The organism is Micromonospora sp. NPDC049374, from assembly GCF_040677165.1.
Taxonomy (GTDB): Bacteria; Actinomycetota; Actinomycetes; order Mycobacteriales; family Micromonosporaceae; genus Micromonospora.
Genome location: NZ_JBFAQH010000006.1, coordinates 342923 through 365272, shown reverse-complemented (window position 1 = coordinate 365272; position 22350 = coordinate 342923). Strand labels below are relative to the sequence as shown.

Below are 22350 nucleotides of genomic sequence, written 5' to 3'. Positions count from 1 at the left end.
ATCATCTACTGGGCCGCGATCCTCCAGATGACCCGCCGCCACGCTCGTACCCGTACCACGAGCCCAGCCACATAGATCAGAAACAGGCTCTATAGAAGCGTCGGCGCAGGGCTGGAGTGGTCCGCGCAGGGCTGGAGTGGTCCGCGCAGGGCTCGGGTGGTCCACGCGCAGGGCTGGAGTGGTCCGCGCGGGGCTGGGGTGGTCGGCGCAGGGCTGGGTGGGGGTGGGTCAGAGGCCGCCGGGGAGGCGGCCGGGGGCGAGGCGGTGGGTCGGGTCGAGGTGCTGCTTGACGGCGCGTAGCTGGGCCAGGTCGGCGCGCTCGCCCCACAGGTCGACGGTGCGGCGGACGGCCGGCGGGGCGGCGAGCACCACGCACCGGCCCTGTCGGGCGAGGAGCACGCCACGCACTGCGGCCAGGATCGACGCGACCCGGCTCGGTGCCATCGCGCCGGGCAGGGCGGCGTGCACTACGCCGAGCCCGGCCGAGCCGCGTACCGGCACCGGCCCACCGGCCGCGTCGCGTAGGGCGTAGACGGCGGCGTGCAGGTCGGTCATCGGCACCTCCAGTCGCAAGGCGGTGTCGCCGGGGGCGAAGGGGTAGCTGCGCCACCACGGGGGCGCCGTCCGGGCGACCGCCGCGCGGGAGCCGAAGAGACCGACCAACCGGTCGGTGCGCTCCGCCACCTCCGCGGGGCCGCCCTCCAGCAGCACCACCAGCGAGCCGGTGCCCGCCGGGCCGGTCGGCGCGCGCCCGGTCATCGACGGGTGCAGCGCCATCGACTCGGCGCGGCGGTCCCGCCGTGGTCGACAGCCGGTACTCGCCGGCAGATCGAGCTCGATCGCGGCCGGGTCGAGCCGGGCGGCGAGCAGCGCCCGGATCAGATCGTGCACCTCCAGCGGGGTCCACACCGGACGGGTCACCCAGACCCGGGCGGCCGGCACCGCCTGCACCCGCAGCGTCGCGCTGACCAGCACGCCGAGCGCTCCCTCCGAGCCGCACAGCAGCCGCGCCTCGGCCAGCCCGGCCGCACCACCGCCCGCCTCGGCCAGCTCACCGTCGGCGTCCAGGTAACGCAGGCCGACGAGCTGGTCGCAGGCGGTCCCGTGCCGGTGACGCAGCGGGCCGGCCTCGTCCGCCGCCAGCACCCCACCGAGGGTGGCGCCGGGTGAGGGGGCGTCCAACGCGAGCCGCCGGCCGGTGCGCCCCAGGGTGGCCTGTACCGCGCGCAGCGGCGTACCGGCACCGATCTCGGCCGTGCCCCGATCCGGCGGCTGGTGGCCGATGCCGGCCAGTCGCCCGGTGTCGAGCATGATGTCGACCCGTTCGGGCGGCGCACCCCAGTCGATCTTGGTGCCGGCCCCTCGGGGCACCACGCTCAGGTCGTGCCGGGCGGCGAGCCGCAGCACCCGCGCGGCGGCGTGCGGACCGCCGGGAACCGCCACCCAGCGGGCGGTGCTCCCGGCCACCTCGTCGGCGGGACCGGCGAGGCGGGCGAAGCGCGGACCGCAGATCTCGGTCAGTCGGCGGGTGATGTCGCGGACACCGGACGCACCGGCGGAACGGGGTGGCACCATGCCGGCGATCGTACATGTGTTCGAACGATCGGAGGTGGAATTGCACCGCGCCACATGCCGCTACGGCCGGTAACGTGGCGCCGTGACCACCGAGACCCCCGTTCCCGCGGCCAGGCGGGTGCCGACCGAACGCGTCCACCACGGCGACACCGTCGTCGACGAGTACGCCTGGCTCGCCACCAAGGACGATCCGGAAACGATCAACTATCTGAACGCCGAGAACGCCTGGACAGAGGCCCGGACGGCGCACCTGTCCAGGCTGCGTACGGAGCTGTTCGAGGAGATCCGGCGGCGTACCCAGGAGACCGACCTGTCGGTGCCGACCCGCAAGGGACAGCACTGGTACTACACCCGCACCGTCGAGGGCCAGCAGTACGGCGTGCACTGCCGTCGGGCGGTCCGCACCGACGAGACCACCCCGCCGATCAGCGCCGACGGTGCCCCGCTCGACGGGGAGCAGGTGCTGCTGGACGGCAACCAGTTGGCCGAGGGGCACGACTTCTTCTCACTCGGTGCCTTCGACGTCAGCCCGGACGGACGCTACCTGGCCTACTCCACCGACTTCTCCGGCGACGAGCGGTTCACCCTGCGGGTGAAGGACCTCAGCACCGGTGAGCTGCTGCCCGACGAGATTCCCGGCACGTTCTACGGCACCGCGTGGTCCGCCGACGCCTCGGTGCTGTTCTACGTGACGGTGGACGAGGCGTGGCGACCCAACCGGGTCTGGCGACACGTCATCGGTACCGCCGCCGCCGAGGACGTGGTGGTGCACACCGAGGACGACGAGCGGTTCTGGGTCGGGGTCGAGCTGACCCGCTCGGAGCGGTTCGTCCTCATCGACATCGCCAGCAAGCTCACCAGCGAGGTGCGGGTGATCCCGGCCGGAAATCCGACGGGCGAGCCGGCGGTGATCGCGCCCCGCCGGCAGGGTGTCGAGTATTCGGTGGAGCACCACGGTCACCGGTTCCTGATCCTGCACAACGACGACGCCGAGGACTTCGCCCTCGCGTACACCTCGGCCGACGCCCCGGGCGACTGGGTGCCGCTGATCGAGCACTCCCCGGGTACCCGGCTGGAGTCGGTCGACGCCTTCGCCGACCACCTGGTCGTCTCGGTACGCAGCAACGGCCTGACCGGGCTGCGGGTACTGCCGGTCGGCGGCGGTGACGCCCACGACATCGAGTTCCCGGAGCCACTGCACACCGTCGGTCTGGACGCCAACCCCGAGTACCGCACCGGACGGCTTCGGCTGCGCTACACCTCGCTCGTCACGCCCGACTCGGTGTACGACTACGACCTGGTCACCCGCGAGATGACGCTGCTGCGCCAGCGTCCGGTGCTGCCCGGGCCGGACGGTCAGGTGTACCGGTCGGAGGACTACGAGCAGCAGCGCGACTGGGCACTGGCCGACGACGGGACCAAGGTGCCGATCTCGCTGGTCTACCGGCGGGGCACCCCCCGGGACGGTTCGGCGCCCTGCGTCATCTACGGCTACGGCTCGTACGAGGCGAGCATGGACCCGTGGTTCTCGGTCGGCCGGCTGTCCCTGCTGGACCGTGGGGTGATCTTCGCGGTGGCGCACATCCGGGGCGGTGGCGAACTGGGGCGCCGTTGGTACGACCACGGCAAGATGCTCGCCAAGAAGAACACCTTCACCGACTTCGTGGCCTGCGCCCGACACCTGGCCAAGGCGGGCTGGACGGCGCCGGACCGGCTGGTCGCTCGGGGCGGCTCGGCCGGTGGGCTGCTGATGGGCGCGGTGGCCAACCTGGCGCCGGACGCCTTCGCCGGCATCGTCGCGCAGGTGCCGTTCGTGGACGCGCTCAACACGATCCTGGACCCGTCGCTGCCGCTGACCGTCACCGAGTGGGAGGAGTGGGGCAACCCGCTCGCCGACCCGGAGGTGTACGCGTACATGAAGTCGTACACCCCGTACGAGAACGTGGCCCCGCTGGACTACCCGGCGATCCTGGCGATGACCAGCCTCAACGACACGCGGGTGCTCTACCACGAGCCGGCGAAGTGGATCGCACGGCTGCGGGCGGTCGCGCCGCAGGGTGACTACCTGCTCAAGACCGAGATGGAGGCGGGTCACGGCGGGCCGAGCGGGCGCTACGACGCCTGGCGGGAGGAGGCGTTCATCAACGCCTGGACCCTGGACCGCTTCGGCCGCGCCTGACCGTCGACCGGCCTGGTGTCTCAGGGACGCGGTGGCGTCGCCGAGACACCGGGCCGGGCCTCCCGCTCCGCATCGGGACGAGGGCTGAGCCCGCTGCCGATCACGACCGTCCAGAGCAGAAACGGCAGCACGGCCACCCGTTCCAGCCCACCGACGCCGAAGCCGAGATCCACCTGCCCGAGGAAGAGCAGCGTCCCGGCCGCCCCGGTCAGACCGAGCAGGAGATTGACCCGACGGGCCGGGCCGAGCACCGCCGACCGCCGTGGCAGCGCCGCGAGCAGCAGCGCTCCGTTGCCCGCACCGAACACCAGCAGCGCGGCCAGGAAGTGCCGATTCTCGTCGACATCCGCCGGGTAGACGCCAGCCAACACATATCCACCGGCACCGGCCAGTGCGGCGAGCTGCACGGCCCGTACGGCCGCACCACGGCCGAGCATCGACCAACTGAGCAGCAGACCGGCGATGATCAGGAACCCTGTCGCGATCATCGTGCCGTTCATCAGCGGATGCCACGGCGAGCAGATCGGGCGCGGCCGGCTGCTGTCCCAGAGGCCACAGGTGACGTTCCCGAGGTCGCTGATGTTGTGGGTACGCCAGTCGTACGGCGGCTGCCGCCATCCCCGTGCGGTCACCGCGATCCCGGCGGCGAACAGCGGCGCGGCGAGCAGCAGGGCGTAGGAGCCCAGACGATGCACAGGCATGCGTCCACTTCAGTCGATCCCGCGGTGCGGGCGCACTACCGCTGCGCCGAGGAACGAGGTAGTGCTGGCCATACCCGGGAGACGGTGTCCAGCGGGCTGGGTCAGCCCTGGTCGGATCGCTAGCGTCGGCGGCATGACCTCAGCCGCACCGACCCACCTCGCCCAGGCCCTGCGGCGGCCCCGCTATCTGCTGACCGGCTGGCCGTGGCGTGCCCTGGCGTACCTGTTCACAAGCGTACCGCTGGCCGGCGTGCTCTCACTCGGGCTGCTCGTTCTGCTGGCGCCACTGGTAGCCGCCACGAACGCGGCTCGGCAGGGCCGGCCGGTGCCGCTGGCGCTCAGTGTCTTCCTGACCGTCGGTGCCTTGATCATTGTGGCGCTGGCACCACTGATCAGCGTGCCGGTGGCGGCGGTCGAACGCTACCGGCTCGGCCTGGTCGACAACCGGCCGCTACCCGCGGCACCCTGGCGTGGTCTCGCCGCCCGATACAGCACCGGCACCGCCTGGCGGGAGGCCGCCTACCTGTTCGTCCTCGGTGGCCTGGTCCCGGCGGTGTACTGGCTGTTCACCATGGTGGTGCTGCTGGACGCGGTCCTGATCGTCAGTCCGTTCGTGGTCGCCGGCGGCGACGAGGTGGTCCTGCTCTGGGCAAGCCCGGACACGGCGGTCGAGGCGATCCCGCACGCGATCGTCGGGGTGCTGCTCGTGCCGGTTCTCTGGTACGCGGCCGGGGCGCTCGCCATGGCGCAGGGCACCGTCGCGCGGTGGTTGCTCCGCACTGCTCCGGACGGCCTCGCGCTGCGCGAGGTGACCCGGTCGCGCGCCCGGTTGGTGGACGCGTACGAGGCCGAACGCCGACGCATCGAACGTGACCTGCACGACGGTGCTCATCCCAGGCTGACCAGTCTCAGCCTGCAGATCGGCCTGGCCCGGCTGGACGTTCCGGAGGACTCGCCGGCCGCCCGGCCGCTGGCCGTGGCGCACGAGCAGGCGAAAGGGCTGATGGTGCTGCTCCGGCAGATCGTCCAGGGGATCCGCCCGCAGAGCCTCACCGACCTGGGGTTGGCCGGTGCGGTCCGGGAACTCGCCGACGAGGCGACAATTCCCGTCGAGGTGCACGCCGACCTGCGCCGCGCGGTGCCCGAGACGGTCGAGACCACGGCGTACTTCGTGGTGTCGGAGGCACTCGGCAACGTCGCCCGGCATGCCGAAGCAACCCGCGCCGAGGTCCGGCTCACCGACACCGGCACCGGGCTGGTCGTCGAGGTCAGCGACGACGGCCGGGGCGGCGCGAACCCGGCCCGGGGCAGCGGGTTGACCGGGCTCGCCGACCGGGTGGCCGCCGCCGAGGGCCGCCTGCTGCTGGCCAGCCCGGCGGGTGGCCCCACTGTCGTCCGGGTGGAGCTACCGTGCAGGGCGTGACCCGGGTCGTGCTCGCCGAGGACGAGGTGCTGCTGCGGGAGGGACTGGTGGCCCTGCTCGCCCGCTTCGGCTTCGACGTGCTCGACGCCGTCGGCGACGCGCCCGCGCTGGTGGATGCCGTCCGGACCCACCGGCCGGAGCTGGTGGTGACCGACATCCGGATGCCGCCCCGGCACCGCGACGACGGGCTACGCGCGGCGGTGGAGCTGCGCGCCGAGCATCCCGGCCTGGCCGTGGTGGTGCTGAGCCAGCACGTGCAGCCCGAGTACGCCTCCGCGCTGCTCGCCAGCGCCGACGGCCGCCGGGTCGGCTACCTGCTCAAGGACCGGATCGCCGAGGTCACCGAGTTCGTCGACAACCTGCGTACCGTCGTCGGTGGTGGCACGTTGGTCGATCCGGACGTGGTCCGACGGCTGCTGCACCGCCCCCGCGACCCGCTCGCCGACCTCTCCGCCCGCGAGCGGGAGGTGCTGGTGCTGGTCGCCGAAGGGAGGTCCAACGCGGCGATCGCCGGCCGACTGCACGTCACCGAGGCGGCGGTGGGCAAACACATCGGCAACATTCTGGCCAAGCTCGGCCTGCCACCGGACGACGACACCAACCGCCGGGTGCTGGCAACCCTGACCTACCTGCGGGCGAACGCCAGCTGACCGCCAGCGCGAGTGTCCTTGTGCACCGCGCTAGGTCGCCCGCAGTTCCTCCATCGCCGTGTTGGAGCGCAGGAAGAGCACCCCCAACCCCACCACGAGCAGCACCGCGACGATCGCGCCGGCACCCTGCGACGCCAACTGCCCCAGTGGTACGTCCGGCTGAGGGCCGCCCCGACCGACCCCGCCGGTGAGCAGTAGACCGATGGCGTACCCGACGCCGAGCGCGAACAGCACCGCGGGCACCACAGGGGTCAGCACCTGCCAGACGATCGAGGTGCCGATGGTGGCCCGGGGCACCCCGGTCGCCACCAGGGCGGCGTACGCCCGGCGGCGGCTGACGATCCCCTCCACCAGGGTGACGAACAGCCCGGCGGCGGCGATGACCACCGCCACGGCCACCGCGAGGTCGACCAGATCCATGGTGTCGAGGTAGAAGGGGTCGTAGAAGCCGTCGCCGCCGAAGCTGGCCTGCCGGTTCTGCTCCTGTTCGAGTTCTGCCCGGAGCCGGAACGAGGCGCGGAAGGCCGCCGCGCCGCCAGCGATGATCAACGCGGCCAGCAGGGCGGCGAAGGTGCGGCTGCTGGCCCAGGGGTCGTCGGTCAGTCGGCGGGCCGCCAGCAGCGCGGCCGGACGTCGGGCGAACCGGTGCAGCGTCCGCCCGGCCAGGTGGGAGATCCAGCCGACCCCGAAGATCACTCCCATCACCGCGCCAAAGATGCCGAACAGCGCGATCAGGGCCAGCCATTCGAGGCCGGCACCCTGCAGGGCCCACTGGATCTGTTCGATCATCGCCGCCGCCAGCACGCCGAGCCCGATCAGCAGCGCCGGCCACGGCCGAGGCGACCCGGTGCGACCGGCCCGGCGGACCACACCGAGCGGCGTGGTGACCACCCTGCGGAGCATCAGGGCGGTGGCCGCCGCGGCGAGCACCGGAAGCCCGAGTACCACCGCCGCCATCGCCGACACCGGCGGCAGCACGTCCGTGGGCAGCGCCAGCAGGCCGTTGGCGTCGGGACGGTGCAGCACCGACCTCCCGATGAGGTACGTGGCCAGGCCGACCAGCGTGCCGCCCAGACTGGCCAACCCGGTCTCCAGCATGGCGATCCGGCTCACCTGACCGGGGGTCGCCCCAGCCAGCCGGAGCGCGGCGAGCCGTCGATCACGTGACGGCGCACCCAGCCGGGCGCTCTGTCCGGCCAGGGCCAGTACCGGGATGGTCAGCAGCACCAGCGCGAACGCCGTCCCGCCGCGCAGCCCCGGCTGGCTGAGCAGCGCGCTGACGTACTGCTCGGACTGCTGCCACGCGTCACCCGGCGGTTTCTCGATGGCCAGCACCGTCAGGGCGGCAAGCCCGGCGAGGCTGGCCAGCAGAGCGCTCAGCGCGGTCAACGCCACCCGGGCGGCGTCGGTGCGGTTGCCGGCCAGCGCCAGCCTGGTGAGGGTCGCGAGGTTCACCGGGAGCCGCCGGCCAACGGCGCGTCGAGGCCCAGGCCGGTGTGGTCGATCACGCCGTCGCGCAGCACCACCTCACGGTCGGCGTACGCGGCGATCCGTGGCTCGTGGGTGACCAGGACGACGCTTGTGTGCTGCTCCCGGGCCAGCCGGACCAGTTGCGTGAGCACCTGCTCCCCGGCGAGGGTGTCCAGCGAACCGGTCGGCTCGTCGGCGAAGAGCACCCGTGGCTCGGTGACCAGTGCCCGGGCGGTGGCGCAGCGCTGCTGCTGACCGCCGGACATCTCGCCGGGGCGTACGTCGGCGCACTCCGCCACGCCGAGGCGTGCCAACCAGGTGAGCGCCGCCGTCCGTGCCGCTCGCCGCCCCGTGCCGGCGAGCAACAACGGAAGGGCGACGTTCTCCGCCGCGGTCAGCTCGGGGACGAGCTGACCGAACTGGAACAACACCCCGAACTCGGTACGCCGCAGCCGGGATCGGGCCGCCTCGGACCAGGTGTCCAGCCGGTGCCCCCGCCAGCTCACCTCGCCGGCGTCCGGCCGCAGGATGCCGGCGAGGCAGTGCAGCAGGGTGGACTTGCCGCAGCCGCTCGGCCCGGTCACCGCCACGATCTCCCCCTCGTCGATGTCGAGGGTGATGCCGCGCAGTGCCGGTGTCGGTCCGTACGCCTTCACCAGACCGCGAGCCTGAAGTTGCGTCACGAGTGCACCTCCCGGTGCCAGTCGGCGACCCGGTCCAGGGTGGTGTGCAGCCACCGCAGGTCGGCGTCGAGATGGGCGATGGCGTAGTCGGCCGCCACGATGTCGTCGACGGTGGCCGACGGGGCCGTCTTCAGCGCGGTCAGCTCACGCAGCCGCTCGGTGTGTGCGCGCCGTTGCGCGACGAGGTACGCCCGCGCCCGGTCCACGTCGGCGACCAGCAGCGCCACCACGACCTTCGCGAACAGCGGACTGTTCACGTACGGCATCGGTGGCTCGACGCCGCTCAACCACTGGTCCAGCGTGGCCCGCCCCTGCTCGGTAAGCGTGTACGCCGTCCGGTCCGGGCCGGCGAGGCGCTCCGGCCCGGTCGACGCCACCAACCCGTCCCGCAGCAGCCGACCCAGCGTGGCGTAGACCTGCCCGAACGCCAGCGGGCGGGCCTGCGGCAGCCGCGTGTCGTGGGCCCGCTTCAGTTCGTACCCGTGCATGGTGCCGGTCGCGAGCAGCCCCAGCAGCAGGTGCGGTGTGGACACCAGGCCACTATTCACTCAGTGAATAGTGGCGTCAAGCTCGCGCCGGTGTGTCGTCGTTCAGCCGACCGGTGACCAGGCGGGGTCGCGGCCGGTCATGCCGAGCAGCCGGGACAGCTCCGGCAGGGTGTCGTCGACCGGCACCGCCTCGGCGAACACGCCCATCTGCCGGGCGGTCGGCGCGAGCTGAGCGAGCAACTCGTGCAGCGCGGGCAGCGCCTCGGGCGCCGGCTCGTACGCCTGACCGGTGGCGACCGCGAGATCCCAGCCGTGCACGGTGAGGTCGAGCAGCACCATCGCACCCACCACCCGCTGCGGCATCCCCATCCCCGGCGAGACGCCCTGCTCACTGGCCGGGTCCGACCACGCCTCGACCAACCGGCGGGTCTCGGTCTCGAACCGGTCCCGCCAGCCGTCGGTGAGATGGTCCGGCTTGTCGGCCCAGGTCACCGGCGAACGCCCGGCGAGGGCCTGGAAGTTGACCACCACCTCGTACAGGTGGTTCAGCAGGTCACGGACCTGATAGTCCCGGCAGGGGGTGGACAGGTCGAGCTGGTCATCGGTGATCTGGCGGACCACCGCCACGGTTCGCGGCGCGGCAGCCGCCAGCAGGTCGCTAGTCTGTGTTGCCATAGGGGCAGCGTATGAGGGCGGTCTTGAACAAATGCGACAGCCGCGCCGCGACAGCCGGGGCATCCTCGACCCGGCCCGGATGAAGCGGTGGGTGCAGTTCCGACGGCACCTGCCCGCCGTTGCGCTACGTCCCTGGGTGGAGCACTACTGGCTGATCGACTGGGACCTCAGCGAACCGTTCGAGCAGCGGGTCGTCCCGCATCCGGCGGTCAACGTGGTGTTTCAACGCGACGGTGACGACCCGGAACGCGCGGAGCTGGCCGGCGTCGGTCAGGAACTCTTCTCGATCACCCTCACCGGTTCCGGGCGGGTCAGCGGCGTGCAGTTCCGGCCCGGCGGCTTCCATCCGTTCTGGCGGCGGTCGGTCGCCGAGCTGACCGGCCGACGGCAGCCGCTCCCCGGTGCCGTACCCGATCACGCGGTCTGCGCCGGTACGGACGCCGAACGCTGCCAGGCGCTGAACGCGCTGCTGACCGGCTGGGCACCCCGCCCAGATCCCGTCAACGACGAGGTGATGCGCCTGGTCGAGACGATCCGGACCGACCGGAACGTACGCCGGGTCGACGAGTTCGCCCGCGAACACGGCGTGTCCGTCCGCCGGTTGCAGCGGCTCTTCCTCACCCACGTCGGGGTCGGCCCCAAGTGGGTGATCCGCCGCTACCGGCTGCACGAGGCGATCGAACGGGCGGCGGACGGGCCGCTCGACTGGGCCGGGCTCGCCGCCGAACTCGGCTACAGCGATCAGGCCCACCTGGTACGCGACTTCACCGCGACGACCGGCGTCTCTCCCACCGCGTACGCACAGAGTCGGCGTTAGCGCTACCGCAGGCGTCGCAGCTCAGCGGCGGCGGAGGGCGACCACGGCGACGTCGTCCTGGATCTCGTCCGGGGCCAGTTCGACGAGCAGCCGCTCGCAGTACCGGTCGAGATCGTCGTCGACCTGGGCGGAACACGTCGCGAGGGCGGCCAGTCCGTCGTCGATGGTGGCGTCCCGCCGTTCGATCAGACCGTCGGTGTAGAAGACCATCGTTGCCCCGGTCGGCAGCACGAACTCCAGGTCGGCGGGGCGGGGCGCACGCACCCCCAGCAGCGGCGCGGCATGGTGTACGTACTCCGCCTTACCGTCCTGAATGATCAACGGGGGCAGGTGACCGGCGCTGGCCAGCCGGACGTGTCCGGTGGTCGGCTCCAGCAGCAGTACGCAGATCGTCGCCAGTTCGCTGGGCAGCAGCGTACGCATCAGTTCGTTCACCCGGTGCAGGATCTCGCCCGGCTGGTGCCCCTCCACCGCGTACGCCCGCAGTGCGTGCCGCAGCTCGGCCATCACGGTGGCGGCGTGCAGGGAGTGACCGGCCACGTCCCCGATGGCCAGCAGCAGGTGACCGTCGAGCATCACCAGCTCGTAGAAGTCGCCACCCACCTCGGTCTGGGCGCTGGCCGGTTCGTAGCGCACGGCCAGGTCGAGGCCGGTGATCTGCGGAATCTGACGCGGCAGCAGGCTGCGTTGCAGCGTCACCGCGATCCGGTGTTCCTCGTCGAAGGAGCGTTGCGCCTCCACGGCGGAGGCCACCGCCTGGGCGAGCTGGACCAGCACCGGGGTACGCGCGGTCTGCGTCGCGGTGGGCACCACGACGTAGAGCGGCGCGCGGTCCTCGCGCAGCCGGGCGGCGGCTACCGTGACGGTGTCGCCGGCCGGCCAGTCGACAAGCGACCAACCGTCCGGTTCCTGCACCACGACGGTGGCACCGGTCGGCACCCCGGTGTCGTCGACGACCCAGGTCACCACGCGGGTTTCGCTGCCGGGCCCGGCACAGACCCCGGCGAGGCAGTCTCCGTCGAAGGTCTCGGCGACCACCGCGGCGGGGCTCTTGAAGATCTCCGCGGCGCCGGCCGCCGCCGCCTGAAGCAATCTGGTGAAGCTCGGCGCGGCGTGCACCGCGACGGTGGTGTCCGCCAGCCCGGTGAGCCGCTCGGCGAGCAGTTCGGCTCGCCGCCGGGCCTGGTAGTACCGCAACACCGACTGGGCGGTGGCGACCAGTTCCTCCGGCTCGATCGGCTCGGCCAGATACGCGTCCGCTCCTCGGGTCAACCCCTGGGTCCGGTCGTTCGTGTCGACGGCGTGCGCGGACACGTGGATCACCGGCAGCGCCGGTTGCGCCGACTTGATCCGCTCGCAGACCTCGAAGCCGCTGAGGTCCGGCAGCCGGACGTCGAGCACGACCAGGTCGATCGGGTCCACCCCGACCCGGCTCAGCGCCTCGCCACCCGTCTCCGCCTCCAGCACGGTGAAGCCGGCTCGGGTCAGCCAGTTCACCAGGAGGTAGCGCTTGGTCCGACTGTCGTCGACCACCAGCACTGTCGCCGCGCCGTCCACGTCACGTCCCGTCCGCGGGCAGCCAGACCGTGAAGGTGCTGCCTCGACCCGGTTCGCTGGCCAGCTCGAGAGTGCCGCCGAGCAGATTCACCAACCGCCGGGCGTACGGCAGGCCGAGGCCGGTGCCGCCGACCCGGGCCGGGCCAGGCGCCTGGTAGAACTCCTCGAACACCCGATCATGCAACTCTGACGGGATGCCCGGCCCGGTGTCGGAGACGGTCAGGCGCCAACCGTCACCGTGTCGTTCGGCCCGCAGTCGGACCTCGCCCACCGTGGTGAACTTCAGGCCGTTGTGCAGCAGGTTGCGCAACACCTGGGCGAGCAGCACCTCGTCGGTGCGCACCGTGGCCGCCGTGGCCGGCTCCTCCACCACCAGTTCGACACCGTCGGCGGCGGGCAACGCCCGCAGCGTGCCGCGCAGCTGTCCGAAGACGGCCCGCAGGTCCACCTCGGACCACTCCGGCTCGATCCGGCCCGACTCCGCCTTGGCCAGGTCGAGCAGCTCGTTGACCAGCGTGAGCAGATCCGACGCCGAGGAACGGATCAGCCCCACCTGGCGTTCCTGCTCGGTGGTCAGCGGGTCGGACGCAGAGTCGCCGAGCAGGCGGGCCAGCCCGATGATCGCGGTCACCGGTGCCCGCAGCTCATGGCTGACGTTGGCCAGGAAGCGGCTCTTGGACTCGCTCGCCGCGCGTAGCTGCGCCGACTTCTCGTCCAGCTCCGCGTAGAGGGCCACCACGCCCTGGTTTGTCGCCTCCAACTCGTCGGTGAGCTGTTGGTAGAGGGCCATCACGCCCCGGTTGGTCTGCTCCAGTTCCTCGTTGAGCCGGGCCAGCTCGTCACGCTGGTTGCGTACCTCGTCCAGAGCGTTGATCAGTTGGAGGTTCTGGGTGGCGAGTTCCTCCTCGGCGGTGCCCGGGGCGCTCTCGCCGAGCTGGGCGCGCAACTCCGCCAGACGCTCGGTGGTGAGCGTCCGGGCGGTGGCCGGAACCCGTCGTGACATCCTGACGACCGTATCCCGCTGAACCGTCAGCACGCTCAATGTGTCCACCAGGCGTGCCACCGCGCCCGACTCCGGCTCGTACCGCCCACCTGGCAGGGGCGCCACCGGCGTGAGGTCGACACGCAGGTGACGGCGGCCGTCCGGCGAGTCGGCAACGGCGAACACCACGTCGGCCCCGCCGACCGCCCGCAGCAGGTCACGGGCGACCTCGCTCAACGCGGTGGCGATCCGGACCTGGTCCTGATGCTCCAGTCCGACCGCGGCGGCGACCTCCCGGCCACGCTGGCGGACCACGAAGATGTCCTGCTCCACCCGCAGTGCCATCTGCAGCAACGACGTCGTGGTCATGACCAGGACCTCGCGACCAGGACCCCGGCGTCGTCGCGCCGAAGGCCGGCGTCGCGCAGCAGGGTGGCGGCCACCACCAGGGGTGCCCGCCCGGCCAGACCCGGGTAGTCGGCGAGCTGCCACCGGTCGACCACGCCGTCGGTGTGCATGACCAGCAGGCCACCGGCCTCGAAGGGATAGTCGTACTGCCGGATCACCGGTCGTTGGTGCCCGGCGATGCCGGGCAGGGAGACCAGACCACGACGCCGACCGTCACCGCTGGCCACGACGCCGGTGATGTTGCCCAGCCCGGCGTAGCGCAGCACGCCGGCCGCCGGGTCCGGCTCGGCCACGGCGAGTGCCGCCCCCCGGGTGTGCGACATCGCCCGGTGCAGGTGACCGACCACCTCGGCCGGCGATGCCGCCGGGGCGTCCCGAAAGGCGGCGAGCGCCGCGTCGGTGGCCGCCGCGGCCAGCGGCCCGTGCCCCAGACCGTCGGTGACCAACACCTGACGGCGGTCGCCCACGATCCGGACCGCGTAACCATCCCCGCTGACCGTCTCCCCGGTCAACGGTCGGGTCAGCCCGCCGACCCAGGACGCGGCGGTATCCGGGCCGGCGAAGACCCGCACGGCGATGACCGTCCCCCGGCCCGGCTGCGAGTACGCGTCGAACCAGCTTGCCTGCCGGACGATCGCGCCCAGACCGATGCCGAGGGTGCCGGCGGTGGAGTGCCCGTCGCGGGCGGAGTCGGCGAGGTCGGCCATGCCCGGACCGGTGTCGACCGCGATCATCTCCACGCCGGCGTCCAGCTCGTGGCGTGCCGGCCGGAGCAGCAGCAACCCGTCGTCGGCGTGCTTGATGAGGTTGCTGGTCAGCTCGGCGGCGACGATGGCCAGGTCGGCGATCCGCGCGGCGGGCAGGCCCAGCTGGTCGCCCAGCCGCTCGGCGGCCCGCCGTACGGCACTGCCCGCGCTGCCGTTCTCCACCCGGAACCAGGTGCCCCGGTCGGCGACCGGCTCGGCGGTCACCGGGACCACTTGGTGATCGTGATCCGGGTGCCCTGACCGGGCGCGGTCTGGATGTCGAACTCGTCGACCAGTCGGCGGGCGCCGCTGAGGCCGAGGCCGAGACCACCACCGGTGGTGTAGCCGTCGGTCAGCGCGAGATCCAGGTCGGCGATGCCGGGACCGGAGTCGGCGAAGACGACCCTGATGCCGGGTCGCCGACCGTTGTCGATGGCGGCCACCTCGACCGTCCCGCCGCCGCCGTAGACGAGCGTGTTGCGGGCAAGTTCACTGGCCGCGGTGACCACCTTCGTCTGGTCGACCAGGGAGAGCCGGACCGCCACGGCTGCGGTACGCACCAGTTGGCGGACGCGTACGACGTCCTCGTCGCTGCCGACCGACTGCGTCTGGGGGCGGCCCAGGTCGACCCCGCTGGTCACGGTGACGCCGTCGGCTCTGGGACCGGATCGTCGTCCGGATCGTCGTGGTGGTCGTCGTCGGCCCGGTCGATCGCGATGAGTTCCATCCCCCGCTCGACGTTCAGCGCGGTACGGATGCCGTTGAGTGACAGCCCCAGCTCGACCAGGGTGATGGCGACGGCCGGGCGCATGCCCACGACCACCGTCTCCGCGTCGAGCACCCGGGAGATCGAAGCGATGGTGGAGAGCATCCGACCGACGAAGGAGTCGACGATGTCCAGCGCGGTGATGTCGATGATCACGCCGTGACAGCCGGTCGCGACGATCCGCTCGGCCAGGTCCTCCTGGAGCGCGACGGCCGTCTGGTCGGACATGTCGACCTGGATGGAAACCAGCAGGATGTCGCCGATCTTGAGGATCGGCACCCGCTCCATCACGCCTCCCGACGCGACTGGCGGCGGGAGGTCTCGACCCCGGTGAGCCGCAGGACGTGCCGCAGCGCGTCGGCGAGACTCGCCTTGGTGGCGATGTCACCGAACTCGATGCCGAGCGCGACGATGGTCTGCGCGATCTGCGGCCGGATGCCGGAGATGATGCAGTCGGCGCCCATCAGCCGGGCGGCCACCACGGTCTTCAGGATGTGCTGGGCCACCTGCGTGTCCACCGCCGGCACACCGGTGATGTCGATGATCGCGTACGGCGAGCCGGTGTCGACCAGGGTCTGCAACAGCCGCTCCATCACGACCTGGGCGCGGGCCGAGTCGAGCGTGCCCACAAGTGGCACCGCCACCACGCCCTCCCAGAGCTTGACCACCGGGGTGGAAAGCTCCAGCAACTGCTCGGCCTGGTCGGCGATCAGGCTCTCCCGGGTGCGGACGAAGGTCTCGAAGGTGAACAGGCCCATCTGATCGACAAGCGCGGAGAAGGCGACGTAGTCGCGCAGCGTCTCGACACTCTGGTCGGCCCCCAGCGCGCTGAGCAGCGCCTCCTTGAGAGCGAACACGCCGGTGGCGGTCTCGGTGGCGGAGAAGCCCTGGCGAGCCTGCCCACGGGAGAACTCGGCGAGCACGGCCCGCAGCTCGGTGGCCTCCTCGACGTTCAGGTCGACCGCGCCCTTGCTGAGGGCGTCGACCAGGGCGCGGTGCAGCTCCTGCACCTGCCGGACCAGCTCGGCCTGGCTGAGCCGGCCCCGCAACTGCCCGGCGATGGTCTCGGTCCACCGTTGGGTGACCCGCTCGGCCCGGCTGGTCAGCAGCTCACCCAACCGGACGCTCTCGTCAGCGCTGAGCGCCATGGCAATACCCCCTAGACCTGGACCGGCCGGACTCTATCACCGGGGTCCGACGAACTACTTGCCGCAGAGCAACGGAATGACGGTGGCCACCTGATCCTGCTCCCGTTCTGCGTACGACGGCCCGAGTGGGATACCGTTCCACCGATAAACAGGAGGTCTGGCGAATGTCCTTGACGGTGCACACGGAACAGCGCGGTGACGTGGTCGTCGTGTCGGTCGCTGGCGAGTTGGACATGGCCACCGCACCGCAGTTGCAGGACCAGATCACCGACCTGCTCGACAAGGGGCGCAGTCGCCTCGTGTTCGACCTGTCGGACGTCTCGTTCTGTGACTCTACCGGTCTGTCGGTGTTCGTCCGCGCGAAGAACAGCTGCGACGAGGCCGGCGGAGTGGTCCGACTCGCCGCGCCACAGCGCGGCGTGCTGCGGATCCTGGAGGTGAGTGGCCTGGTCGAGGTGCTGCACACGTATCCCACCGTCGAGCAGGCGGTCGCCGGCGATCCGACGCCGGCCTCCTCCTGACCCCGACGACTCAACGCTCGTCCTCGATGTAGCGGGGGCGAGCGATAAGCACGCCCGCGCAGGTCTGCACGGCCAGGGCGACCAGCAGGAAGCCGATCGGCGCCAGCCATCCCCCGGTCGCCTCGTGGAGGATCCCGACCAGCAGCGGACCCGACGCGGCGATGACGTAACCCGTGCTCTGCGCGAACGCCGACAGCGCGACCGTGCCGTCGGCGGTGCGGGCCCGCAGCCCGATGGTGGCCAGGATGAGCGGGAACGCGCCCTGGCCGAACGCCAGCAGCACCACCCACACCAGCGCCCCGCCGCGCGGCGCGAACGCCAGACCCAGGTACGCCAGGCTGGAGGCGGCGGTCAGCGCGAAGACCAACGGCCGCAGGCTGCCCAGCCGGCCGGCCAGCGTCGGCATCAGCAGCGCGATCGGCACGCCGAGCGCGGTCACTCCGGCGAGCAGCAGCCCGGCGTCCTGCGGGCGGAAACCCGCGTCCCGGAACAACTGGGCCAACCAGCCCATGATCGCGTACCCGCTCAGCGACTGGGCCCCGAAGTAGACCGCCATCGCCCAGCCGAGCCGGGTACGTCCCGGCCGCACGCGCGACCGGGCGGCAGTGCCGTTGCGCCGTGCAGCGGTGCGACCGCGCAGGGCCGCCGGCAGCCACGGCAGCACGGCCACCGCCGCCATTGCCGCCCAGACACCCAGCCCGGCCCGCCAACTGCCGAAGGCGTGCGCCACCGGCACCGCGGAGGCGGCAGCCACCGTCGTGCCCACGGTCAGCGCCATCGTGTACGCCCCGGTGACCAGCCCGGTGCGGTGCGGGAAGTGCTGCTTCACCAGCATCGGCAGGAGGATGTTCGCCACCGCGATCCCGGCCAGCGCGAGCGCACTGGTGAGCAGGAACACCACGGCGGAACCGGTGACCGCCCGCAGCACCTGCCCGACGGTGAGGGCCAGCATCGCCAGCACCAGCAGCCTGGCCGGGGAGAACCGGCGGACCAGCCACGGGGTGGCCGCCCCGAGCCCGGCGAACGCGATGGTGGGCAGGGTGGTGACGAAGCCGGCCATCGTCCCGGAGAGGGCCAGGCCGACGCGTACCTCGTCGAGCAGCGCGCCGAGACTGGTGACGGCGGCCCGCAGGTTGAGCGCCACCAGCAGCATCCCGGCCAGCACCAGCCATCCCGCGTTGGCGCGGGACGCGGTCGAAGCCGCGCCGCCGGCCGGGCTGACCGCGCCCGGGGACCCCTCATCCGCTACAACTTCGACGGTCGGGACACCTTGACCGGTGACCGCGCCCGTCGGGACGCCCTGACCGGTGACCGCGTCCGTCGAGACGCCATGACCGGCCACCGCGCCCGTCGGGATGGCCTGGCGGCTGACCGCGTTCGTCGGGACGGCGGGGATGCCAGGGGGTGACGGGGGCATGACCTCGAACCTACAATCATGGGATGAATTCCGGCGAGAGGTTGTAACCAGTGCCACCCGCAGTCGATTCCACCCCGGTTCCGCCGCGCGGCCGGCGGGTCCGGGAGACGATCGCCCAGCTCCGGCAACGGATCATGGACGGCGAGTGGCCGGTGGGCGGCCGGATACCGACCGAGCCGCAACTGGTCGAGACACTCGGCGTAGGGCGCAACACGGTGCGCGAGGCGGTCCGCGCCCTGGCCCACGCCGGGGTGCTGGAATGCCGCCAGGGCTCCGGCACCTACGTGCTCTCCACCGACGAACTCGCCCCGGTGGTGGCCCGCCGACTCACCGACGACCGGATGACCGAGGTGATCGAGGTGCGCCGCGCCTTCGAGGTGGAGGCCGCCCGGCTCGCCGCGCGGCGGCGTACCCCCGAGGACCTGGCCGCCCTCGACGACGCGCTCGCCGCCCGCGAGGCGGCCTGGCGCGGCGGCCGGGTCGCCGACTTCGTGGCGGCCGACGCCGCGCTGCACACCGCCGTGGTCGCGGCGGCACACAATGCCATGCTCGCCGAGCTGTACGCCTCGGTCGGCACCGCGATGCGCAGCACGCTCACCCAGGCCATGGGCGACGCGTTGACGCCGGAACGGCACGTCGACCACGCCCGGCTGGTGGCCGCGATCAGGGCCGGCGATCCGGAACTGGCCGCCCGGGAGGCCGCCGCTTTTCTGGAGCCCGCGCCCCGGGCATAGGTTGTCCCCGACGGATTCGGGACACCTCGGGAGTACGGATGCTCAAGGGCTTCAAAGACTTCATCATGCGCGGCAACGTCGTCGACCTCGCGGTCGGCGTCGTCATCGGTGCCGCCTTCACCGGCGTGGTCACCCAGCTGACCAAGTCCTTCCTGGAACCACTGATCCGGGTCTTCGTGCTGCTCATCACCGGCAGCGACAAGGGCCTCGCCGGCACTGCGCCCGAGTTCCGGGGCATCGCCTTCGACTGGATCGCCTTCGTCAACGCGCTGATCACCTTCCTGCTGACCGCCGCTGCGCTGTATTTCCTCGTGGTCTACCCGATGAACCGGCTGGCGGAGCGTCGCCAGCGGGGCGAGGAGCCGCCGCCGGCCGCACCGAGCGAGGAGGTCAAGCTGCTCACCGAGATCCGGGACGCACTCGTCGCCGCCGGCCGGACCACCCCGGCGCAGCAGCGCGGCGCCCTGGACGACGTGCTCGGCCGCCGGGACGAACCGCCCGCGGCGCGCTGAATCCGGCAACCGCACATCGGCCCCTGTGGGAATCCCGCAGGGGCCGTCTTGTGTCGAACAAATGTTCGATAGAGTCCCGCCATGGAGCAGCGAAAGCACTGGTGGAACGGGAAATGGGGGCGACTGGCCCGGCGGGACGTCTTCCTCCGGGCGGATGCCGACCGATGGTTCGTCGAGCAGCGGGCCGGCGGCGCCGAGGGCGTCTCCCGGTTCTACGAGTACGACACCGTCGACGAGGCCGAGGACACCATCCGCGCGTTGCTCCAAGGCACCGACACCTGGCGCGAACTAACCCCCCGCCCCCGCTCGGGTTGATCAAGAAGTTTTGGTCGGAGTTCGCGCGGCTCCCGACCTAAACTTCTTGATCAACAGGGACTGGGGCCGAGGGCTGGGCGGGAGGGGTGGGGTGGGGAGGGTTTAGGGGGAGTGGGGGGCGGGAACCGCGCGAGCATGGAGCAGCAGGGCATCGATCAACGGACAACCCTCTCGCGGGTCACCACCGGCATGCGGGTGGTCGACTCGGCCGGCGTCGACGTGGGCACCGTGGACCTCGTCCAACGCGGCGACCCGAACGCGGTGACCGTGCAGGCACCGACCACCGACCCGGGCAGCAGCCTGGACGAACTGATCGAATCCGCGACCGTGGAGGAACCGGACGTGCCGGCGGATCTCGCCGCCCGCCTGCTGCGTACCGGCTACCTGAAGGTCTCCACCGACCTGGTACCCACCGGCGCCGTCTACGTCCTCGCCGACCAGATCTCCACCGTCACCCCCACCGAAGTCACCCTCAACACCCCCGCCACCACCCTCCCCCCAGAGGCCTAACCCACCCACACCCCGACCCCCACCCGCCCACCAACCCCACCCACCCCATACCCCGACCAGCTCGGTCGATCATGAAGTTATTGCGGTGGGTAAGCGCTTGCCGGGGCAGCACCTTCATGATCGACGCTCTGGGTCAGGGTGGGGCGTTGGCGGACCGACCAGAGCGCCACCTCGGTACGGGAGGCGGTGCCGGTCTTACGCAACAGGTTTGAGACGTGCACGGTGACGGTGCGTACCGAGATGCCGAGGGCGCGGGCCACCTGTTTGTTGGACATCCCGGCGACCAGGCAGTCGAGCACCTCCGCCTCCCGGCCGGTCAGGCAGACCGGAGGTGGGGCCGCCGGCGCGGGGGCGGACCCGGACGCCGGCACGGCACGGTGGCGCGCCAACCGGCCAGGACGGGACTCCGGCACGGCAACCCGGGACGCGGGCACGGCCGGACTGGACGGGAACGGCGCGGGATCGGACTCGGGCAGCGCGGGCGAGCCCGCAGGGGCCAGCAGGGCGTCAGGATCCTGCCCGGAGTGCGCGGCGAGCAGTTCGGTGAGCGCGTACGGGTTGCCGGCGGTGCGCCGCCAGACCTCGTGCACCAGTTCGGGGCGTGGGTCCGCGTACACCTGGGTCAGCACCTCGGCGACCTCGGCCGGACGCAGCGGCCCGAGGTGCTGGCGCACCACGCCGCGTACCCCGCAGAGACGCGCCAGGGTGCGGCCGGCGAGTTCCGGTGAGACCGCGCGCGCGGCGGGCCTGGTCGCCACCACCAGCAGCGCCGGCAGCCCGTCGGCGGTGGCCAGTTCACCGACCAGGTTGAGGCTGGCCGGGTCGAGAGCGTGCAGGTCCTCCACCACCAGCACCGCCGGCCCGGCACCGACCAGCACCCGGACGGTACGTACGGCCAGCCGGAGCAGGGTGCCAGGGGCGTAGCGTTCGCGCGGCGCGGTGGGCTGCTGGGCGAGCCAGGCCAGCGCATCGGCCGGCAGGTCGAGCCGGGTGGTGTCCCGGCCGCTCAACACCGCGGCCAACCAGTCGTACGGTGCGGGGCTGTGCACTCGCGCGGTGCCGCTGAGCACCACCTCCGGTCGCGGGGTGAAGCCGTCCAGCGCGGCAGCGACCAGCAGGCTCTTGCCCACGCCCGGTCCCCCGGTGACGACCGCGACAGCGGGAGAGCGGCGGCGGCCCAGGACCACGCTGGACCAGGCCCGGTCCAGCTCAGCCAGCTCACCGGCGCGCCCGACCATGGACACCGGCAACATTCCTCAACCCTACGCAGTAGTGCGTAGAGACGCGGGAAGGGTCTTCTTGGCAAGCTTGTCCCATGACGCTGATCCTCCGCTCGGCCATCCTCAACGACATCGGTCTGGTCCGGACCAACAACGAGGACTCCGCCCTTGCCGGCGAGCGCCTCGTCGCGGTGGCCGACGGCATGGGTGGGCTGCCCGCCGGTGAGGTGGCCAGTGAGATCGTCATCCGGATCCTCGACGAGCTGGTCCCGCCGACCGCACCGGACGCCGCCACCGAGGCGCTGCGCGCCGTGGTGAGCACCGCCAACCAGCGCATCCACGCCGCGATCGCCGCCGACCCCGCGCGCGACGGCATGGGTACGACGCTGACCGCGGCCCTGCTGGCCGGGGAGACGCTGGTGCTGGCGCAGGTCGGCGACTCGCGGTGCTACCTGCTCCGCGACGGCCAACTGCGCCAGCTGACCCGGGATGACACCTTCGTGCAGGCGCTTGTCGACCAGGGCGCCCTCTCCCCCGAGCAGGCCCGCCACCACCCGCAGCGCTCGCTGGTGACCCGGGCGGTGCAGGGTGCGGACGCGCCACCGACGATGGGCGCGGTGACCCTCGCCGCCGGTGACCGGCTGCTGCTGTGCAGCGACGGGCTCTCCGACTACGTGGCCGACGACGCGATCGCCGCCACGTTGGGGATGCACGCCGACCGCCAGCAGTGCGGCGAGCAGTTGGTGAAGCTCGCCCACCAGGCCGGCGCGCCGGACAACGTCACAGTGGTCATCTCCGACGTCGTGACCGGCTGAGGTACGCCGGCACCGGGCGGTTGGACCGCCGTACCGCA

At 72.1% G+C, this 22350-nt stretch carries 24 protein-coding genes; 10 read left to right on the top strand and 14 right to left on the bottom strand.

Annotated elements, in window-relative coordinates:
- Nucleotides 1-228: 228 nt before the first annotated feature.
- The gene (locus AB0J93_RS13745; RefSeq protein ID WP_363921517.1) at nucleotides 229-1575 is read right to left on the bottom strand and encodes an FAD-binding oxidoreductase; all 1347 of its coding nucleotides are present in this window, start codon (nucleotides 1573-1575) and stop codon (nucleotides 229-231) included.
- Nucleotides 1576-1657: 82 nt separating this feature from the next.
- On the opposite strand from AB0J93_RS13745, the gene AB0J93_RS13740 reads away from it, so the two are divergent.
- Nucleotides 1658-3754 (top strand): S9 family peptidase, encoded by a 2097-nt coding sequence (locus AB0J93_RS13740; RefSeq protein ID WP_363921515.1) that lies wholly within the window; start codon nucleotides 1658-1660, stop codon nucleotides 3752-3754.
- Nucleotides 3755-3774: 20 nt separating this feature from the next.
- Here AB0J93_RS13740 and AB0J93_RS13735 read toward each other — a convergent pair whose 3' ends face one another.
- Nucleotides 3775-4455, bottom strand: a complete 681-nt coding sequence (locus AB0J93_RS13735) for a DUF998 domain-containing protein (RefSeq protein WP_363921513.1) — start codon at nucleotides 4453-4455, stop codon at nucleotides 3775-3777.
- Nucleotides 4456-4588: 133 nt separating this feature from the next.
- Between AB0J93_RS13735 and AB0J93_RS13730 the strand changes: the two genes are divergently transcribed.
- Both AB0J93_RS13730 and AB0J93_RS13725 read left to right on the top strand, forming a co-directional pair.
- Complete coding sequence (locus AB0J93_RS13730) at nucleotides 4589-5878, top strand: sensor histidine kinase (protein WP_363921511.1); 1290 nt, start codon at nucleotides 4589-4591, stop codon at nucleotides 5876-5878.
- Nucleotides 5866-6528 (top strand): response regulator transcription factor, encoded by a 663-nt coding sequence (locus AB0J93_RS13725; protein WP_363921509.1) that lies wholly within the window; start codon nucleotides 5866-5868, stop codon nucleotides 6526-6528. The genes AB0J93_RS13730 and AB0J93_RS13725 overlap by 13 nt, the downstream gene beginning before the upstream one ends.
- Before the next feature lie 30 nt (nucleotides 6529-6558).
- Here AB0J93_RS13725 and AB0J93_RS13720 read toward each other — a convergent pair whose 3' ends face one another.
- From AB0J93_RS13720 to AB0J93_RS13705, 4 genes are read right to left on the bottom strand one after another with little or no spacing between them, the layout of a single operon-like run.
- Complete coding sequence (locus AB0J93_RS13720; RefSeq protein ID WP_363921507.1) at nucleotides 6559-7983, bottom strand: FtsX-like permease family protein; 1425 nt, start codon at nucleotides 7981-7983, stop codon at nucleotides 6559-6561.
- Nucleotides 7980-8681 (bottom strand): ABC transporter ATP-binding protein, encoded by a 702-nt coding sequence (locus tag AB0J93_RS13715; protein WP_363921505.1) that lies wholly within the window; start codon nucleotides 8679-8681, stop codon nucleotides 7980-7982. The genes AB0J93_RS13720 and AB0J93_RS13715 overlap by 4 nt, the downstream gene beginning before the upstream one ends.
- Nucleotides 8678-9214: a PadR family transcriptional regulator gene (locus AB0J93_RS13710; protein WP_363921503.1), complete on the bottom strand. Its 537-nt coding sequence runs from the start codon at nucleotides 9212-9214 to the stop codon at nucleotides 8678-8680. Before AB0J93_RS13710 ends, AB0J93_RS13715 begins: the two co-directional genes overlap by 4 nt.
- 57 nt (nucleotides 9215-9271) lie before the next feature.
- Nucleotides 9272-9844, bottom strand: coding sequence for a TIGR03086 family metal-binding protein (locus AB0J93_RS13705; protein WP_363921501.1), 573 nt, complete (start codon nucleotides 9842-9844; stop codon nucleotides 9272-9274).
- A 31-nt stretch (nucleotides 9845-9875) separates the two neighbouring features.
- On the opposite strand from AB0J93_RS13705, the gene AB0J93_RS13700 reads away from it, so the two are divergent.
- Nucleotides 9876-10661 carry an AraC family transcriptional regulator gene (locus AB0J93_RS13700; RefSeq protein ID WP_363921499.1) on the top strand — a complete coding sequence of 262 codons (786 nt, stop codon included), beginning with the start codon at nucleotides 9876-9878 and terminating at the stop codon, nucleotides 10659-10661.
- A 21-nt stretch (nucleotides 10662-10682) separates the two neighbouring features.
- Here AB0J93_RS13700 and AB0J93_RS13695 read toward each other — a convergent pair whose 3' ends face one another.
- The 6 genes from AB0J93_RS13695 to AB0J93_RS13670 are packed head-to-tail and all read right to left on the bottom strand — an operon-like array spanning nucleotide 10683 to nucleotide 16268.
- Nucleotides 10683-12218, bottom strand: coding sequence for a SpoIIE family protein phosphatase (locus AB0J93_RS13695; RefSeq protein WP_363921497.1), 1536 nt, complete (start codon nucleotides 12216-12218; stop codon nucleotides 10683-10685).
- A 1-nt stretch (nucleotide 12219) separates the two neighbouring features.
- On the bottom strand, nucleotides 12220-13569 hold the full coding sequence (locus tag AB0J93_RS13690) for a sensor histidine kinase (RefSeq protein ID WP_363921495.1): 1350 nt from the start codon (nucleotides 13567-13569) through the stop codon (nucleotides 12220-12222).
- On the bottom strand, nucleotides 13566-14588 hold the full coding sequence (locus AB0J93_RS13685; RefSeq protein ID WP_363921493.1) for a SpoIIE family protein phosphatase: 1023 nt from the start codon (nucleotides 14586-14588) through the stop codon (nucleotides 13566-13568). Before AB0J93_RS13685 ends, AB0J93_RS13690 begins: the two co-directional genes overlap by 4 nt.
- The gene (locus tag AB0J93_RS13680; protein ID WP_363921491.1) at nucleotides 14576-14995 is read right to left on the bottom strand and encodes an ATP-binding protein; all 420 of its coding nucleotides are present in this window, start codon (nucleotides 14993-14995) and stop codon (nucleotides 14576-14578) included. Before AB0J93_RS13680 ends, AB0J93_RS13685 begins: the two co-directional genes overlap by 13 nt.
- Nucleotides 14992-15408: an STAS domain-containing protein gene (locus AB0J93_RS13675; protein WP_363921489.1), complete on the bottom strand. Its 417-nt coding sequence runs from the start codon at nucleotides 15406-15408 to the stop codon at nucleotides 14992-14994. Before AB0J93_RS13675 ends, AB0J93_RS13680 begins: the two co-directional genes overlap by 4 nt.
- Nucleotides 15408-16268, bottom strand: a complete 861-nt coding sequence (locus tag AB0J93_RS13670; RefSeq protein WP_363921487.1) for an STAS domain-containing protein — start codon at nucleotides 16266-16268, stop codon at nucleotides 15408-15410. Before AB0J93_RS13670 ends, AB0J93_RS13675 begins: the two co-directional genes overlap by 1 nt.
- Nucleotides 16269-16432: 164 nt before the next feature.
- Here AB0J93_RS13670 and AB0J93_RS13665 point away from each other — a divergent pair, with 164 nt between their 5' ends.
- Nucleotides 16433-16789 carry an STAS domain-containing protein gene (locus AB0J93_RS13665; protein ID WP_093403921.1) on the top strand — a complete coding sequence of 119 codons (357 nt, stop codon included), beginning with the start codon at nucleotides 16433-16435 and terminating at the stop codon, nucleotides 16787-16789.
- Between the two features lie 10 nt (nucleotides 16790-16799).
- Here AB0J93_RS13665 and AB0J93_RS13660 read toward each other — a convergent pair whose 3' ends face one another.
- Nucleotides 16800-18206 (bottom strand): MFS transporter, encoded by a 1407-nt coding sequence (locus AB0J93_RS13660; protein WP_363921484.1) that lies wholly within the window; start codon nucleotides 18204-18206, stop codon nucleotides 16800-16802.
- Nucleotides 18207-18256: 50 nt separating this feature from the next.
- Between AB0J93_RS13660 and AB0J93_RS13655 the strand changes: the two genes are divergently transcribed.
- The 4 genes from AB0J93_RS13655 (at nucleotide 18257) to AB0J93_RS13640 (ending at nucleotide 20277) form a co-directional block, all read left to right on the top strand.
- Nucleotides 18257-18940, top strand: a complete 684-nt coding sequence (locus AB0J93_RS13655) for an FCD domain-containing protein (RefSeq protein WP_363921482.1) — start codon at nucleotides 18257-18259, stop codon at nucleotides 18938-18940.
- 38 nt (nucleotides 18941-18978) lie between these two features.
- On the top strand, nucleotides 18979-19452 hold the full coding sequence (mscL, locus tag AB0J93_RS13650) for a large conductance mechanosensitive channel protein MscL (protein ID WP_363921480.1): 474 nt from the start codon (nucleotides 18979-18981) through the stop codon (nucleotides 19450-19452).
- Between the two features lie 81 nt (nucleotides 19453-19533).
- Nucleotides 19534-19767 (top strand): hypothetical protein, encoded by a 234-nt coding sequence (locus AB0J93_RS13645; protein WP_363921478.1) that lies wholly within the window; start codon nucleotides 19534-19536, stop codon nucleotides 19765-19767.
- A 150-nt stretch (nucleotides 19768-19917) separates the two neighbouring features.
- Entirely contained in the window at nucleotides 19918-20277 is a 360-nt protein-coding gene (locus AB0J93_RS13640) for a hypothetical protein (protein WP_363921564.1), read from the top strand.
- A 77-nt stretch (nucleotides 20278-20354) separates the two neighbouring features.
- Here the strand turns inward: AB0J93_RS13640 and AB0J93_RS13635 are convergent, their stop codons facing one another.
- A complete protein-coding gene (locus tag AB0J93_RS13635; protein ID WP_363921476.1) occupies nucleotides 20355-21530 on the bottom strand; it encodes a LuxR C-terminal-related transcriptional regulator in 1176 nt (391 codons plus the stop codon).
- A 62-nt stretch (nucleotides 21531-21592) separates the two neighbouring features.
- Between AB0J93_RS13635 and AB0J93_RS13630 the strand changes: the two genes are divergently transcribed.
- Entirely contained in the window at nucleotides 21593-22312 is a 720-nt protein-coding gene (locus tag AB0J93_RS13630; RefSeq protein ID WP_363921474.1) for a PP2C family serine/threonine-protein phosphatase, read from the top strand.
- The last annotated feature ends 38 nt before the right edge of the window (nucleotides 22313-22350 follow it).